This is a genomic window from Streptomyces sp. NPDC054872 (genome assembly GCF_053610705.1).
This window is the reverse complement of sequence record NZ_JBSGYY010000026.1, coordinates 55,499-71,916: the sequence shown is the minus strand read 5'-3', so window position 1 is coordinate 71,916 and position 16,418 is coordinate 55,499. Positions and strand designations below refer to the sequence as shown.

Genomic DNA, 16,418 nt, shown 5'->3' with positions numbered 1-16,418 from the left:
GGACGGGGGTGCGTGAGGAGTGCGGGGTGAGGCGCGGGGAGCTAGAACAGAACGCTCATGAACGCCCCGACCTCCTGGAAACCCACCCGCCGGTACGCCGCCCTTGCCGGGGTGTTGAAGTCGTTGACGTAGAGGCTGACGACGGGGGCGATGTCCGCGAGGGCGTAGCGCAGGACGGCCGCCATGCCCGGTGCCGCGTAGCCCTGGCCCCGGTACTCGGGGGCCACCCAGACACCCTGCACCTGGCAGGCCAGTGCGGTGGCCGCGCCGATCTCCGCCTTGAAGATGACCTTGCCGTCGCGGTCGAGGCGCGCGAACGAGCGCCCCCCGCCGACGAGTTCGGCGACCCGCGCCTGGTAGAGCAGTCCGCCGTCGCCGGCGAGCGGCGAGATGCCGACCTCCTCGGTGAACATCGCCACGCACGCGGGCATGATCGTCTCCATCTCGTCCTTGCGGACGCGACGGACGTAGGGGTCGGGGGTGATGTCCTGCGGGAGCCGGTCGGTGACCATCAGCGGCTGCTGGGCGCGGACCTCGCGGGCGGGGCCCCAGGAGGGTTCGAGCAGCCGCCACAGCTGGGCGGTGGGCTCGGCGGGGCCGACGATGGAGGAGCAGCGGCGGCCTGCCCTGCGGGCGCGGTCCGCGAAGGCGCGGACGGCTCGCGGGGTCGCGCAGATCGGGACGAGGTTGGCGCCCGCGTAGCAGAGGGACTCCAGCATTCCGTCCTGGTACCAGCCCCACATCTCGCCGCCGAGCCGCCACGGGTCGAGGCCCGCGACGCGCACCCGCGAGGTCACGAAGGCATTGGCCACCGGCTCGCGGTCCAGCACGGCGAGCGCGGCGTCCAGGTCACTCGGTTCGAGGACCCTGGTGGTGGTCTGCGTCAACAACGGGGCGTCTCCATCACTCCCTGCGGGCAACGACAACCGGTCGAACACCCTGCTAGCGTCGCCGCGCGCCCCCCGGGCGCCGGTCAGGGCTCGACCGTCGCGTCACTACGAGTAGCCCCTCGGGGCGAAGTCACACGGTCTGCTGATCTCCGTACTTTAACCGGAGATGCTCGGCGGCACCGCACGCATGGGACCGGGCGCCACCTCCGGAGGTGGCGCCCGGTCCCATGCGTCATGTCAGCGTCAGCCCGCTACCGCGACCGTGGGCTCCCCGGAGGGGATCCCGTCCTTCTCCATCTGCTCGGCGATCTTCATGGCCTCTTCGATGAGGGTCTCCACGATCTTCGACTCGGGGACGGTCTTGATGACCTCGCCCTTGACGAAGATCTGCCCCTTGCCGTTGCCGGACGCGACGCCGAGGTCGGCCTCGCGGGCCTCGCCGGGGCCGTTCACGACACAGCCCATGACGGCGACGCGGAGGGGGACCTCCATGCCGTCCAGGCCGGCGGTGACCTCTTCGGCCAGCTTGTAGACGTCGACCTGGGCGCGACCGCAGGACGGGCAGGAGACGATCTCCAGGCGGCGCGGCTTGAGGTTGAGGGACTCCAGGATCTGGATGCCGACCTTGATCTCCTCCACCGGCGGGGCCGAGAGCGAGACGCGGATGGTGTCGCCGATGCCCTCGGAGAGCAGCGCGCCGAAGGCGACCGCCGACTTGATCGTGCCCTGGAAGGCGGGGCCGGCCTCGGTCACGCCGAGGTGCAGGGGGTAGTCGCAGGCCGCGGCGAGCTGGCGGTAGGCGTTGACCATGACCACCGGGTCGTTGTGCTTGACCGAGATCTTGATGTCCCGGAAGCCGTGCTCCTCGAAGAGCGACGCCTCCCACAGGGCCGACTCGACCAGGGCCTCCGGGGTCGCCTTGCCGTACTTCTTGAGGAGACGCGCGTCCAGGGAACCGGCGTTCACGCCGATGCGGATCGGCGTGCCCGCGTCGTTCGCGGCCCGCGCGATCTCCTTGACCTTGTCGTCGAACTGCTTGATGTTGCCCGGGTTCACGCGGACAGCGGCGCAGCCGGCGTCGATCGCCGCGAACACGTACTTCGGCTGGAAGTGGATGTCCGCGATCACCGGGATCTGCGACTTGCGTGCGATCGTCGCAAGGGCGTCCGCGTCGTCCTGCGTCGGACACGCCACCCGCACGATCTGGCAGCCGGAAGCGGTGAGTTCGGCGATCTGCTGCAGCGTCGCACCGATGTCGGACGTACGCGTCGTCGTCATCGACTGCACCGACACGGGCGCGTCCCCGCCGACGGCGACCGTACCGACCTGGATCTTACGGCTGACCCTGCGGTCGGCGAGCTTGGTCGGTACGGACGGGATTCCGAGAGAAACGGCAGTCATCTGGCGTGCATCCCCAAGGTGTGGATCAAGGTCCCGAGTTCGGCGGGCTCCAGACTTCGAGATTACGGCACCCCACAGGGCCCGAGCACATCCCGTCCCCAAATCCACCCAATGGTGGGCGACCGGACACATAGAGTGTCCGGCCGCCACGAACGTCTTTACCGGGCGTCCCGGGGGCGCTCCCCGGAACGGTGCGGCATCAGGAGATTCTCACCGGGTTAACGACGTCCGCGATCAGCACGAGGATCGTGAAGCAGATGAAGATCCCGGCCACCACGTAGGCGACGGGCATCAGCTTCGCGACGTCGAAGGGACCCGGGTCGGGCCGCTTCAGGAGCTTGGCCGCCTTGCGGCGGACCGACTCCCACAGAGCCCCGGCGATGTGACCGCCGTCCAGCGGCAGCAGCGGCAGCATGTTGAACAGGAACAGCGAGAGGTTGAAGCCCGCGACCAGGAACAGCATCATCGCGATCTGGTTCTCCGGCGGGATGTCGAGGGTGAAGACCTCGCCGCCCACGCGTGCCGCGCCGACCACGCCCATCGGGGAGTCCTGCTTGCGGTCACCGTCACCGAAGGCCGCGTCCCACAGGTCGGGGATCTTGGACGGCAGCGCGATGAGCGACTCGACGCCGTTCTCCATCATGTCGCCCATGCGGCTCACGGAGTCGCCGAAGCCCTGCTGCACGATGCCGGTGGCGGGGGTGAAGCCGAGGAAGCCCGCGGAGACGTACTTGCCCTCCACATAGCCGCCCTCACCGTCGGTCTTGCTGACCTGGTTCTTGATGAGATTCGCGTGCAGGTCGACCTGCTTGCCGTCGCGCTCGACCGTGATGGTGGCCGGGCCGATCGTCTCGCGGATCTTGCCCTGGAGCGCGGACCAGTCGTCGACCGGCTGTCCCTGGAAGCCGACGATCTTGTCGCCGAGCTTCAGGCCCGCGGCCTTGGCGGGCGCGACCGTGTCGCCCTTCTCGCACTTCGTGCGGTTCTCGCTCTGCTGGATGACGCAGTCGGACACCTTGCCGACCGTCGTCGTCTGCGTGCTGATGCCGAAGGTCATCATCACGCCGAGGAAGATCGCCACGGCCAGGATCAGGTTCATGAACGGGCCCGCGAACATCACGATCACGCGCTTCCACGGCTTGCGCGTGTAGAAGAGCCGCGTCTCGTCGCCGGGCTTGAGCTCCTCGAAGGCGGCCGAGCGCGCGTCCTCGATCATGCCGCGCCAGGGGGAGGTGGACCGCGCCTCGAGGCGTCCGTCCGGTCCCGGCGGGAACATGCCGATCATGCGGATGTAGCCGCCGAGGGGGATGGCCTTGATGCCGTACTCGGTGTCGCCCTTCTTGCGCGAGAAGATCGTCGGGCCGAAACCGACCATGTACTGCGGCACGCGGATGCCGAACAGCTTGGCGGTCGACAGGTGGCCCAGCTCGTGCCAGGCGATCGAGAACAGCAGCCCGACCGCGAAGACGACTATGCCGAGGATCATCATCAAGGTCGTCATGCGCGCGCCTCCGCGGTCGCTTTCGCCGTCAGTTCACGGGCCCGGGCGCGCGCCCAGGTCTCCGCTTCGAGGACGTCCGCGACGGTCAGGGAAGTTCCCGCGGACGGTGTGCCGTGTTCGGCGACGACCCTCGTGACGGTCTCCATGATCCCGTTGAAGGGCAGGGCACCGTTCAAGAACGCGTCCACGCACTCCTCGTTGGCGGCATTGAACACCGCCGGGGCCGTGCCCGCGAGCTTCCCCACCTGCCGGGCGAGCCCGACCGACGGAAACGCGTCGTTGTCGAGGGGGAAGAACTCCCAGCTGGAGGCCTTGGTCCAGTCGAACGCGGGCGCGGCGTCCGGCACGCGCTCGGGCCAGCCGATGCCGATGGCGATCGGGCCGCGCATGTCGGGCGGCGTGGCCTGGGCCAGCGTCGATCCGTCGGTGAACTCGACCATGGAGTGCACGTAGGACTGCGGGTGGACGACGACCTCGATGCGCTCGAAGGGGATGTCGTAGAGGAGGTGTGCCTCGATGACCTCCAAACCCTTGTTGACGAGCGTCGCGGAGTTGACGGTGATGACCGGGCCCATGGCCCAGGTGGGGTGCGCGAGCGCGTCCTCCGGCCGCACGTCCGCCAGGTCGGCCTTCGTACGTCCCCGGAACGGGCCCCCGGAGGCCGTGACGACCAGCTTGCGCACATCGGCGCGGGTGCCCGCGGCGAGCGCCTGGAAGAGCGCCGCGTGCTCGGAGTCGACGGGGATGATCTGCCCCGGCTTGGCGAGCGCCTTCACCAGGGGCCCGCCGACGATCAGCGACTCCTTGTTGGCGAGCGCGAGGGTGCGGCCCGCTTCGAGCGCGGCGAGCGTGGGCGCGAGCCCGATGGACCCGGTGATGCCGTTCAGGACGGTGTGGCACGGCGACGCGGCGACCTGCGTGGCCGCGTCGGGTCCGGCGAGGATCTCGGGCAGCGGCTCGCTGCCGTACTGCCCCTTGAGCGCCTCGCGCAGCGCCGGTACGACGTCCTCGCGGGCCACGGCCACGGTCCGCACCCGCAGCTGCCTGGCCTGCTCGGCGAGCAGTCCGACGCGGCCGCCGGCGGCGGAGAGCGCGGTGACGCGGAAGCGGCCGGGGTTGCGCAGGACGAGATCGATGGCCTGGGTGCCGATCGACCCGGTGGAGCCGAGGATGACGATGTCCCGAGGACCGTCCGTCACGACGGGGTCGAAGACGAGATGCGGATCGGCGAGGGGGGCTGGGCTGTCGCTCATCCCCCCATTCTTGCCTGGGTGGCGGCGTGAGGAGACACTGCGCCCCGATCCGGTGGGCCCCAATCGTGTTCCGGGGCGTTCCCGCAGGGGGGAACGCCCCGGAAAGGGGGTCAGCGGATCGGCCGGTGGACGTTCTCCCGTTGGGTGGGACCCGGCGTCGCGTCCGCGATCCACGGGCCTTCGCCGCTGGGGTCGACGACGCCCGCCTCCAGCCAGGTGTACATGCCGTTCAGGACGCCCTTGACCACCTTGCGGTCGACGTCGTCCGTGTTGGTCCACAGGCGGTCGAACAGCTCGTCGACACGGATGCGGGACTGGCGGCAGAACGTGTCGGCCAGCTGGTAGGCCTCGCGGCCGTGGTCCTCCGTCGTCCGCAGCAGCTCGGCGCGTACGCACGCCGCGCTCATCGCGAAGAGTTCGGCGCCGATGTCGACCACCCGGCCCAGGAACCCCTGCTTGGTCTCCATCTTTCCCTGCCAGCGCGACATCGCGTAGAAGGTCGAGCGGGCCAGCTTGCGGGCGTTGCGCTCCACGTAGCGCAGGTGCGCGGAGAGATCCGCGTGGCCGCTGGGGTGGAACTCGGCGTACGAGCTCGGGAGTTGTCCCGGCCCTGCGACCAGTTTCGGCAGCCAGCGGGCGTAGAAGCCGCCTGCCTTCGCGCCGGCCTTCGCCTTGTCGGTCAGGGACTTGTCCGGGTCGATCAGGTCGCCCGCCACCTTCAGGTGCGCGTCCACCGCCTCGCGGGCGATGAGCAGGTGCATGATCTCCGTCGAGCCCTCGAAGATGCGGTTGATGCGCAGGTCGCGCAGGACCTGTTCCGCCGGGACCGCGCGTTCGCCGCGGGCGGCGAGGGACTCGGCGGTCTCGAAGCCGCGGCCGCCGCGGATCTGCACCAGCTCGTCCGCCATCAGACAGCCCATCTCGGAGCCGTACAGCTTGGCGAGCGCCGCCTCGATGCGGATGTCGTTGCGGTCCTCGTCGGCCATCTGCGATGAGAGGTCGAGTACGGCCTCCAGGGCGAAGGTCGTCGCCGCGATGAAGGAGATCTTCGCGCCGACCGCCTCGTGCAGCGCGACCGGCTTGCCCCACTGCTCGCGCGCGCCCGACCACTCACGGGCGATCTTCAGGCACCACTTGCCCGCGCCGACGCACATCGCGGGCAGCGAGAGCCGTCCGGTGTTGAGGGTCGTCAGGGCGATCTTCAGGCCCGCGCCCTCCGGGCCGATGCGGTGCGCGGCCGGGACGCGGACCTGGTGGAAGCGGGTGACGCCGTTCTCCAGGCCGCGCAGGCCCATGAAGGCGTTGCGGTTCTCGACCGTGATGCCCTCGGCCGCCGCTTCCACCACGAAGGCCGTGATGCCGCCCTTGTGGCCGTCGGACTTCGGGACGCGCGCCATGACGACCAGGAGGTCGGCGACGACGCCGTTCGTGGTCCACAGCTTCACGCCGTCCAGGACGTACGAGTCGCCGTCCGGCACCGCCGCCATCGCCATCCGGGCCGGGTCGGAGCCGACGTCGGGCTCGGTCAGGAGGAACGCGCTGATGTCCGTGCGGGCGCAGCGCGGCAGGAACTCGTCCTTCTGCTCCTGGGTGCCGAACTGCTTGAGCGGTTGCGGTACGCCGATCGACTGGTGCGCGGAGAGGAGCGCGCCGATCGACGGGCTCGCGGAGCCGACGAGGGCCAGGGCCTTGTTGTAGTAGACCTGCGTGAGGCCGAGCCCGCCGTACTTCGTGTCGATCTTCATGCCGAGCGCGCCGAGCTCCTTGAGCCCGTTGATCACCTCGTCGGGGATCTTCGCCTCGCGCTCGATGCGGGCCGAGTCGATCTTCGTCTCGCAGAAGTCGTGGAGTTTGGCGAGGAACTCCTCGCCGCGCCGGGCGTCCTCGTCGGCGGGCATCGGATGGGGGTGGATCAGGTCGAGCCGGAAGCGGCCGAGGAAGAGTTCCTTGGCGAAGCTGGGCTTGCGCCAGTCCTGTTCGCGGGCGGCCTCGGCGACCTGCCTGGCCTCGCGTTCGCTGACGGACGCCCCGGGAAGGGGTGTGGGTTGTGCGGGCATTGAGGAGCTCACCTCGCCGCGGAGTGGGGCCGATCGGCTCCGATTGACCCGATCTTGACCCGGTCGGTTACTGACTGGTGCTACTCGATCGTATGGATCGTATGTACCCGATTCGTCCCGCGCCCACCAGTCCTCGCGCAGCGTTCGGCGCATCGCGCCCTCGCACACGAGAACGGCCGGAGCCCCCGCACAGTGGGCTCCGGCCGTCCGGTTCGTGGACTGGTTGCGGACTGAGTTACAGGGCGAGGCCCGTCATCACCATGACCCGCTCGTACGTGTAGTCGTCCATCGCGAAGCGGACGCCCTCGCGGCCCACGCCGGACTGCTTGACGCCGCCGTACGGCATCTGGTCGGCGCGGTAGGAGGGGGCGTCGCCGATGACCACGCCGCCGACCTCCAGGTCGCGGTGCGCGCGGAAGGCGGTCTGCAGGTCGTGCGTGAAGACGCCCGCCTGGAGGCCGTACTTGGAGTCGTTGACGGCGGCGAACGCCTCCGCCTCGCCGTCCACCTTCTTGATCGTGAGGACCGGTCCGAAGACCTCCTCGACGGCGATGGTGGCATCGGCGGGTACGTCGGCGAGCACGGTCGGCGCGTACGACGCGCCGTCCCGCTTGCCGCCGGCGAGCAGTTGCGCGCCCGCCTGGACGGCCTCGTCGACCCAGGACTCGACGCGCTTGGCGGCGTCCTCGTTGACGAGCGGGCCGACGTCGGTCTTCGGGTCGGACGGGTCGCCGGTGACCTGGGCCTCGATGGCCGCGAGGACGCGCGGCACGAGCCGGTCGTACACGGAGGCGTCGGCGATGACGCGCTGCACCGAGATGCAGGACTGGCCGCCCTGGTAGTTGGAGAAGGTCGCGATGCGCGAGGCCGCCCAGTCGAGGTCCTCGTCGGAGGAGAAGTCGGCGAGGACGACGGCGGCGCCGTTCCCGCCGAGCTCCAGGGTGCAGTGCTTGCGCGGCACCGAGTCCAGGATCGCGTAGCCGACCTTCTCGGAGCCGGTGAAGGAGATGACGGGGAGGCGCTCGTCCTGGACGAGGGCGGGCATCTTCTCGTTCGCGACCGGCAGGACCGACCAGGACCCGGCGGGCAGGTCGGTCTCGGCGAGCAGCTCGCCGATGAGGAGACCGGAGAGCGGGGTGGCGGGCGCCGGCTTGAGGATGATCGGCGTGCCGGACGCGATGGCCGGGGCGATCTTGTGGGCGCAGAGGTTCAGCGGGAAGTTGAACGGCGCGATGCCCAGGACGACACCCTTGGGGAAGCGGCGGGTGAAGGCGAGACGCCCCTGGCCACCGGCGTCGGTGTCGAGGCGCTGGGCCTCGCCGCCGTTGAACCTGCGGGCTTCCTCGGAGGCGAACCGGAAGACGGAGACGGCACGGCCGACCTCGCCGCGGGCCCACTTGATGGGCTTGCCGTTCTCGGCGGAGATGAGCTGGGCGATCTCTTCCGTCCGCTCGACGAGCCTGCGGCTCACGTGGTCGAGGGCGGCGGCCCGCACGTGCGCCGGGGTCGCGGCGAACTCGTCGCGCACGGCGTAGGCGGCGGCGACGGCCTCCTCGACCTGGGCGTCGGTCGGGACGGCCGCCTTGCCGACGATCCGCCCGTCCCAGGGCGAGGTGACGTCGAGAGTGGTCTCACCGGTGGTCTGGCGACCGGCGAGCCAGAAGGCGTGGATGGAAGTCATGTCGATTCCCGGCCCTTCCGCGAAGGTGTGTCTTGGGGGGTACGTTCCCCACCGTAGGGGCGGCGGGGGCGGCGGTCGTTTGTCCGACGCGGAGTACTGCCCCATGGGGGCGCGCCTCTTTGGCAGGGGCGCATTTCGTACGTGTCTCCTGCGAACCCCGCGATTACTCCGTACCGCTCGATGTCGCCTTCAGCGAGAGCCACAGCTCCATCCGGACGTCCGGGTCGTCCAGGGAGCGGCCGAGAATCTCCTCGACCCTGCGCATGCGGTAGCGCAGGGTGTGGCGGTGGACGCCCAGGTCGGCCGCAGCCGCGTCCCACTGGCCGTGGCGCGAGAGCCAGGCGCGCAGGGAGGCGATCAGGTCGCCCCGGCCGGTGGCGTCGTGTTCGTACAGGGCGCGCAGCAGTCCGTCGGCGAACGCGCGCACCGCGTCGTCGGCGAGCAGCGGCAGGACCGAGCCCGCGGCGAGGTCCTCGTGTTCGACCATCGCGCGGCCCCGGCGCCGGGCGATGGACAGCGCCTGGTCGGCCTGCTTGTACGCGGTGGCCGCCGCGATCGGGCCCGCGGGCGCGGAGAGGCCGAGGAGGAGAGTCGCCCCGTCGCCCGCACCGCCCTCCGGCGCCTCGGAGCGTCCCGCCTCCAGGGTCCGCGCGTACGCGACGCAGGCCGCGGCACCCGCGCCGCCGTCCACGACGAGCAGCACGAGCCGCTCGCCGTAGGGGACGACCAGGAGGGCCTCGCCGGCGCGGGCCGCGGCCGATTCGACGGCATCGGTGAGCTGGGCGAAGGGGTCGCCGTCCGCCGGGGCCGACGCGGGCACTTCCGCGACCACCAGACGGAACGGCGCGTCGAGCAGGCTGCCGTACAACTCGCCCGCCACCGTACGGGCGTGGTCCGGCTCCCCGGCGAGCAGCATCCGGAGCACCGCGGAGCCGACGCGGGCCTCGGCGGCCTGCAGCGAGCGGTTGCGTTCCGTGGTGAGGGTGAGCAGCGCTATGGCGGAGTGCAGTGCGTACCGCTCGGCGGTGCCGAGGGTGGACGCCGTGCCGACGGCGAGCGCGGCGCGGGGCCTGCGTCCCGTGCCGATCGAGTGCAGCTCCACCCGGTCCTCGGCCCCCGCGACGACCGCGCTCGCGGGGGCCGCCCGATCGCGAAGACGCTCCACGTCGGTGGTGAGTCTGGCGGCCCGGCGGGAGGCCCACTCGGGGGCCGTGGCGACGACGGCGCCCGACGCGTCGTACAGCGCGGCCCAGCCGTCCACCTGTCCGGCGAGCGCGCCGAGCAGCCCCTCGGGGCCGTCGCTCAGCGCCTGCTTGGTCAGCTCGCGCTGGGCGGCGAAGCCCGCCGTCACCGCGCGGTACTGGTCGGCGGCGATGGCCGCGGAGACGGCCTTGCTGATGGCGAGGAAGGGGGTGCGCCGGGGCACCTCCAGAAGCGGAAGCCCTTCGTCCGCGGCTGCCGCGACCAAGGCCTCCGGGATGTCCTTGTAATGCACACCGACCGCGAACCCGAGCCCGACGACGCCTGCCGCCGCGAGCCGCTTCACATAGCGGCTCATGGCCTCCGGGTCCTCCGCGTCCAGCTTGAGCGCGGTGATCAGGAGGAGCTCGCCGCCCTCCATGTAGGGCACGGGGTCGGTGAGCTCGCTGGCGTGTGCCCAGCGCACGGGCGCGTCCAGATGTTCCTCACCCGCGCGCACGGTGAGCTTGAGCGCGGAGTGGTGGACGAGGGAGGCGAGCGTGGGCGGCATGGGACCTTCAGGTCTGGTCAGTAGGGTCAGGGCACATCAAGGCTGATACCTGGCGGCGGCGGTGAGGCACGCGTTCCGGTCGGCCATCGGATCCCGGACGAGATGTGGATCTTTTGGCCGGTACGTATGAACGACCTGTGCCGATTCTGCCTCACCGTACGGTACGTACGGGACCGAATACCCCGTACGCACACCCCTACCTCTCCCTGGGCCTGCTCCCCGGCGGCTAACCCCGGAGGTCCACCAGCAACGGCGGCGCGTGCTCGCCCCGTACGTCGGTCAGGGAGAGCACCGCGTGGCCCGGAGGCAGGGCGTGGGCCAGTTCGGACGCGGACCAGCGTTCGCGCTCGACCTTGCGCACGGTGACGGCGTCGGTCGTGACCGCCTTGCCGGTGACGAGCTTGCGCAGCGAGTGCAGCGCCCGTGTCATCGGCTGATCGGCGAAGACGGTGTGCTGTGCCACTTCCTTGGTCTCGATCCACTCGGTGCCCCAGGCCTCGGTGAACCGGCGTCCGTCCCAGGTCGTCACGCCGGAGAAGGCCATGCGGCAGCCGACCGCCGCGTAGAGCGGCCCCTGCAGCGGCTCCGGCACCTCGCCGATCGTGCGCAGTCCGAGCACGACGCCCGCGTTCAGCGACCGCAGGCGCTGGATGGCACGCACGCTCTCGGGGGTGAGGGTGCGCGCGGCGTCGTCGAGGATCAGGCAGACGAAGTGCGGCCGCCGGGCACGGCCGCGCGCGACGTACGAGAACTGGGCGAGCAGCAGCCTAGCCAGGAGCCTCGACGCCTCCTCGTGCCCGTGTTCGGGCAGGTCCACCCTGACCCGGAGCGGGTGGTGGGCGACGGCGCGCATCGAGAAGGGGTGCCCCTCGCCGCTGGGGTCGAAGAAGTCGGCGAAGGCGGGCCGGTCGAGCAGGGCGAGCCGGTCGGCCAGGGCGGGGCCCGGGTCGTTGGGTGAGCCGGACTGGCGGATACGGGCGTCGAGTTCGCGGCGCATGGCGGTGTGCTCGTCCGCGGCGAGTCCGGCCTGGAGGGCGGCGAGCGCGGCAGGGTCCCCTTCGAGCAGTTCGCGCAGGACGGGGACGGAGGGAAAGCGACCGTGGAGGAGGCGGTAGGGACCGAGGAGTTGGGCGAGGCTGGTGGCGGCGCGTCGCGTGTCCACGGCGTCCAGGTCACCGACCAGGCCTTCGGCGAGGAAGGCGGCAGCCTCGTCCGGGTCGGCGCAGTCCGCGTACAGGTCGATGTCGTGCACGGACGCGGGGTCGCCCGGCCTGATCACGACGTCGTACGCGTCGTCCGGCCCGAGCGCCGTGCCCGCGGCGCACACGGCGACGACCGCGCACTGCCCGGTGAGGGCACCCAGGGCGAGCGATTCCGCCACCGGGCGCATGAGCCGTCCGGTCTTGCCCGCGCCGGACGGGCCCACAGCGAGCAGTGAGGTGCCGAGCACGGCGGGGTCGAGCGCGGCACCGGCGTCGCGCACGGCGTGCGGGTTGCGCTCGTCCTTCGCGAAGCGGCCGATCCTGACCTGGCCCACGAGCAGGTCGTGGACGGCGCTGCGGGCGGGCAGGTCGCGCTGGCCGGAGGGGTGGGTCCAGGAGGCGGAGCCGTTCCGGGCGACCGTGTCCACGAAGGTGGCGAGCGCGCCCGGGTCGGGGGCGGCCGTGCGCCAGGCGTGGGCCACGCGGGCGCAGTCGACGTCGTTCATGCGTCCGCTGACCAGCTCGGCGGAGAGCAGGTCGGCGGCCTTGTCGTGTCCCGCCGCGCGCAGTTCGGGCCAGTGGCCGCGCGCGGGGGCCTCGGCCGGGGGCGGCGGGGTGGTGGCGGGCCGGCGCGTCGCCGTGGCCCTGCCGTCGCGGATCGCCTGCCACCATCCGCCGATCCGGGCGAAGGGCCACAGCACCGCGAGGGTGATCAGCACGTACAGGACGTCGGTGAGGACCTGCGAGGTGAAGATCTCGTATCCGCCCGCGACGAGCGCGACCAGGGAGAAGACGGGGTCGGCCACGGGCAGCGGGCGCGCGTCGAGCCCGAGGGAGCTCGGCCAGACGAAGATCAGGACGCCGACCGCCGCGACGGAGGCGAGCACGGCACGGGAGGGTTGCGGGCGCCGCACCACGAAGTGCCGGATGGCGTCGGGCCAGGCACCGAGCCGCCCCACCATGTAGACCACCGCGCCGAAGACCAGACCGTCGTAGACGATCCTGGCGTCATGGGCCTGCCACTCCTTGGGCTGCGCGCTGCCGGCCCACCACCAGTCGCCCGGCGTGAAGAGCTTCAGCGGGGCCCACTGATAGGGGATGCTGCCCTGCCGCCACAGCGACCAGAACAGCAGGCCGAGTACGGCGGAGATCGTCATGCCGACGATCAGCCGCCGGTTGACGCCCTCGGTCTCGGCCTCGGGCGCGGGCGCCCGGTAGGCGTAGCGCCAGACGCCGGGGATCACCTCGGGGCGCGGCGCGGCGAGCCAGTCGGCGACCGATGAGGCGCTGCCGGAGCCGGGTGCCCGCCGGGGCATCGGCGGCGCTGCGGGCACGGACGGCCCTGCCGGACGCGGCACCGGTGTGGCGTGCGTACCGCGAGCGTCGTGCGTGCCTTCGGAGTCCATGGCCCTTGCCCCCTGACCTGCCGGTCTGTCGGTTCAGCCGTCAATCTAGTGCCCGTGCGGGGGCAGTTCACCGGATACGCGCCCGGGACCTGTGCCGACACCGCGGCGCAACCGGTCCACGGGAGGGGGACGAAAGCCGCACCCCCGCCCACCCTCCGCTATGTCCACCACGGACAAGCGCCACGCCGAACAACTCCCCCGTGGAGCATGCCCGCCTCCACCCTCCGCCCCTAACCTGCGAAAGAAAGCAGCAACGAAAGCAAGCAGACAAGCACCGAGCGTCCGCCTCGCCCCACCCCCAGGAGCACCCCATGACCGCACTTCCGCAGGAGCGCCGCGTCGTCACCGCCATTCCCGGGCCGAAGTCCCAGGAGCTGCAGGCCCGCCGTACCGCCACGGTCGCCGGCGGCGTGGGTTCCGTGCTGCCTGTCTTCGCGGCGCGCGCGGGTGGCGGCATCATCGAGGACGTCGACGGCAACCGCTTCATCGACTTCGGCTCCGGCATCGCCGTGACGTCCGTCGGTGCCAGCGCCGAGGCCGTCGTACGCCGTGCGACCGCGCAGCTCGCCGACTTCACCCACACCTGTTTCATGGTCACCCCGTACGAGGGGTACGTGGCCGTCGCCGAGCAGCTCGCGGAGCTGACGCCGGGTGACCACGAGAAGAAGTCCGCGCTCTTCAACTCCGGCGCCGAGGCCGTCGAGAACGCCGTCAAGATCGCCCGCGCGCACACCAAGCGCCAGGCCGTCGTCGTCTTCGACCACGGCTACCACGGTCGGACCAACCTCACGATGGCCCTGACCAGCAAGAACATGCCGTACAAGAACGGCTTCGGGCCGTTCGCGCCCGAGGTCTACCGCGTCCCGGTGGCCTACGGCTACCGCTGGCCGACGGGCGAGGAGAACGCCGGACCCGAGGCCGCCAAGCAGGCCATCGACCAGATCAGCAAGCAGGTCGGCGCGGAGAACGTCGCCGCGATCATCATCGAGCCGGTGCTCGGCGAGGGCGGCTTCATCGAGCCCGCGAAGGGCTTCCTGCCCGCGATCGTGAAGTTCGCCAACGACAACGGCATCGTCTTCGTGGCGGACGAGATCCAGTCCGGCTTCTGCCGCACGGGCCAGTGGTTCGCGTGCGAGGACGAGGGCATCGTCCCGGACCTGATCACGACGGCGAAGGGCATCGCGGGCGGTCTGCCGCTCGCCGCCGTCACCGGTCGCGCCGAGATCATGGACGCCGCGCACTCCGGCGGCCTCGGCGGCACCTACGGCGGCAACCCGGTGGCCTGCGCCGGTGCGCTCGGCGCCATCGAGACGATGAAGGAGCTCGACCTCAACGGCAAGGCGAAGGCCATCGAGGCCACGATGAAGGCGCGCCTGAACGCCATCGCGGAGAAGTACGACATCGTCGGCGACGTCCGCGGCCGTGGCGCGATGATCGCCATCGAGCTGGTCAAGGACCGCGCCACCAAGGAGCCCAACCCCGAGGCCACCGCGGCGCTCGCCAAGGCCTGCCACGCGGAGGGCCTGCTCGTCCTCACCTGCGGCACGTACGGCAACGTCCTGCGCTTCCTGCCGCCGCTGGTCATCGGCGAGGACCTCCTGAACGAGGGCCTGGACATCATCGAGGCCGCCTTCTCGGGCGTCTGAGACCTGTACGGCGCATGGCGTCCGACGGAGCCGGGATCACCCCAAAGGGGGAAGATCCCGGCTCCGTATGTATCCGCACATGCCCTGACGTGTGGGTACGGCGTGCGGTGCGAGACCCGTGACCTGGGGTGACCGTCAGGGCATGTGAAGAACGTGTGCGGGACCCATGCCGGGTTGCCGTTCCGCCTGTCGGGCCGCCATCAGCTGACGTACGGTTTCTGCAGATGAGAGAAACACCCCGCCCACAGGAGACTGTGGGCGACACCGGGACGGAGCCTCCCCAGCCCCGTCTTGGTCGTGCCCTCGCGCACACACCCGGAGTCACTGGCTTCGGAACTCCTCACCGATCGGATGGCCGCCCGCCCCAAACCCCCCGGGGCGTGCGGCACACCGGTCAGGACGGCCGCCTCGGAACCACCCCCCCTGTTCCGGGGCGGCCGACCACTCTCCTCTTCTGCCTCTGCGCGCTGTTCTTCGCGCTCATCACCTGGCAAGTGATCGCCGACGGCCCCCTCCGCGACGCGGACGAGCGGCTCGGCCCCTGGATCACCGGAAGCCGCCTGCCGGACGGTGCCGCCGAATTCCTCGCCGATCTGGGCGGGGTCACCGTCGCCGTGCCGTTCCTCGCCGCCGCCATCGCCTACGCGGCCTGGCGGGGATTTCGGGCCGGTACGTTCCGCTGGTGGCTCGCCCCGGCCGCCACCGCCGTGGCCATGGCAGTGGTCCCGGTGCTCGTGATCCCGCTCAAGGAACTCATCGGCCGCACCGGTCCGCCCGGCATGGACGGCAGCGGCTACTACCCCTCGGGGCACACCGCCACCGCCATGGTCGCCTACGGCGGGGCGGCGCTGCTCCTGCTCCCGTATCTGCGCGGCACCTACGCACGCCGTGAACTGGTCATCGCCTGCGCTCTGTTGAACTTCGGGGTCGGGCTCGGTCTCGTGCGCCGCGGGTATCACTGGCCGCTGGACGTGGTGGCAAGCTGGTGTCTGTTCGGGATGGTGCTGCAGGGAGTGCTGCTGGTGGTCGCCCGCTACGGCCGCCGTCCCGCCGCTTCCGCAGCGGACGCGGATCAGCCGAAGTAGCCGTCGAAGACGAGGGCGGGCTCGGCGGACTACTCCTCCGGCTGCTCCCGAGGCGCCATTTGCGCCGCCGCCTCGTGCATCGCCAGTTCGAGAACCGCCGGGTCCGTGAGCGTGCCCGAACCGTCCGGCTGGACGAGCCACCGGACCCCGCCCGTCGAGCGCCCCGGGTAAGGGACCACGATCCACGTGCCGCGGCCCGCGCCGCGCACCCCCGTGCCCACCCAGCGTGCCACCGTGCCCGCCGGCACGAAGAACCCCATGCGGGAGTCGCCGAAGTCGGCGAGCACCGGGCCCGGGCGGTCGACGCAGCGGGTGAGGACGTCGAGCGTGGGATAGCCGAGCTCACCGGGGAGGATGAGCACGTCCCAGAGCCTGCCAGCGGGCAGGAGCGCGACCCCCAGGGGATTGCGCTCCCACTCCCAGCGGCATGCCTCCGGGTCCGGCGCCACCGACACCAGCCATTCGACCGCCGGCTTCGTTCCCGAGTCCGAGCCAGTCATGGCGGGACCTCCTCTTCCTGTGGGGCAGCTGTGCCTGTCACAGGAG

At 71.2% G+C, this 16,418-nt stretch carries 11 protein-coding genes; 2 read left to right on the top strand and 9 right to left on the bottom strand.

All coding sequences use genetic code 11. The features are described from left to right. Nucleotides 1–41 precede the first annotated feature (41 nt). The 8 genes from ACWGIH_RS28100 to ACWGIH_RS28065 form a co-directional block, all read right to left on the bottom strand. Entirely contained in the window at nucleotides 42–890 is an 849-nt protein-coding gene (locus ACWGIH_RS28100; protein ID WP_453451201.1) for a GNAT family N-acetyltransferase, read from the bottom strand. A 243-nt stretch (nucleotides 891–1,133) separates the two neighbouring features. Beyond that, complete coding sequence (gene ispG / locus ACWGIH_RS28095; protein WP_190084813.1) at nucleotides 1,134–2,291, bottom strand: flavodoxin-dependent (E)-4-hydroxy-3-methylbut-2-enyl-diphosphate synthase; 1,158 nt, start codon at nucleotides 2,289–2,291, stop codon at nucleotides 1,134–1,136. Nucleotides 2,292–2,490: 199 nt separating this feature from the next. Further along, a complete protein-coding gene (locus ACWGIH_RS28090) occupies nucleotides 2,491–3,792 on the bottom strand; it encodes a M50 family metallopeptidase (protein WP_453443494.1) in 1,302 nt (433 codons plus the stop codon). Continuing rightward, nucleotides 3,789–5,045 (bottom strand): 1-deoxy-D-xylulose-5-phosphate reductoisomerase, encoded by a 1,257-nt coding sequence (dxr, locus tag ACWGIH_RS28085; RefSeq protein WP_453443496.1) that lies wholly within the window; start codon nucleotides 5,043–5,045, stop codon nucleotides 3,789–3,791. The genes ACWGIH_RS28090 and dxr overlap by 4 nt, the downstream gene beginning before the upstream one ends. Nucleotides 5,046–5,155: 110 nt before the next feature. Beyond that, on the bottom strand, nucleotides 5,156–7,102 hold the full coding sequence (locus ACWGIH_RS28080) for an acyl-CoA dehydrogenase family protein (RefSeq protein ID WP_453443497.1): 1,947 nt from the start codon (nucleotides 7,100–7,102) through the stop codon (nucleotides 5,156–5,158). A gap of 235 nt (nucleotides 7,103–7,337) precedes the next feature. After that, nucleotides 7,338–8,783 (bottom strand): aldehyde dehydrogenase family protein, encoded by a 1,446-nt coding sequence (locus ACWGIH_RS28075; protein WP_453443498.1) that lies wholly within the window; start codon nucleotides 8,781–8,783, stop codon nucleotides 7,338–7,340. A 163-nt stretch (nucleotides 8,784–8,946) separates the two neighbouring features. Further along, nucleotides 8,947–10,533, bottom strand: coding sequence for a PucR family transcriptional regulator (locus tag ACWGIH_RS28070; RefSeq protein WP_453443499.1), 1,587 nt, complete (start codon nucleotides 10,531–10,533; stop codon nucleotides 8,947–8,949). 226 nt (nucleotides 10,534–10,759) lie between these two features. Then, on the bottom strand, nucleotides 10,760–13,141 hold the full coding sequence (locus ACWGIH_RS28065; protein ID WP_453443501.1) for an ATP/GTP-binding protein: 2,382 nt from the start codon (nucleotides 13,139–13,141) through the stop codon (nucleotides 10,760–10,762). A 311-nt stretch (nucleotides 13,142–13,452) separates the two neighbouring features. Here ACWGIH_RS28065 and gabT point away from each other — a divergent pair, with 311 nt between their 5' ends. Both gabT and ACWGIH_RS28055 read left to right on the top strand, forming a co-directional pair. After that, nucleotides 13,453–14,787 carry a 4-aminobutyrate--2-oxoglutarate transaminase gene (gene gabT, locus ACWGIH_RS28060; RefSeq protein WP_453443503.1) on the top strand — a complete coding sequence of 445 codons (1,335 nt, stop codon included), beginning with the start codon at nucleotides 13,453–13,455 and terminating at the stop codon, nucleotides 14,785–14,787. A 380-nt stretch (nucleotides 14,788–15,167) separates the two neighbouring features. Beyond that, nucleotides 15,168–15,872 carry a phosphatase PAP2 family protein gene (locus tag ACWGIH_RS28055; RefSeq protein ID WP_453443505.1) on the top strand — a complete coding sequence of 235 codons (705 nt, stop codon included), beginning with the start codon at nucleotides 15,168–15,170 and terminating at the stop codon, nucleotides 15,870–15,872. Between the two features lie 29 nt (nucleotides 15,873–15,901). On the opposite strand, the gene ACWGIH_RS28050 is transcribed toward ACWGIH_RS28055, so the two are convergent. Continuing rightward, nucleotides 15,902–16,372, bottom strand: a complete 471-nt coding sequence (locus ACWGIH_RS28050; RefSeq protein WP_453443506.1) for a hypothetical protein — start codon at nucleotides 16,370–16,372, stop codon at nucleotides 15,902–15,904. Nucleotides 16,373–16,418 lie beyond the last annotated feature (46 nt).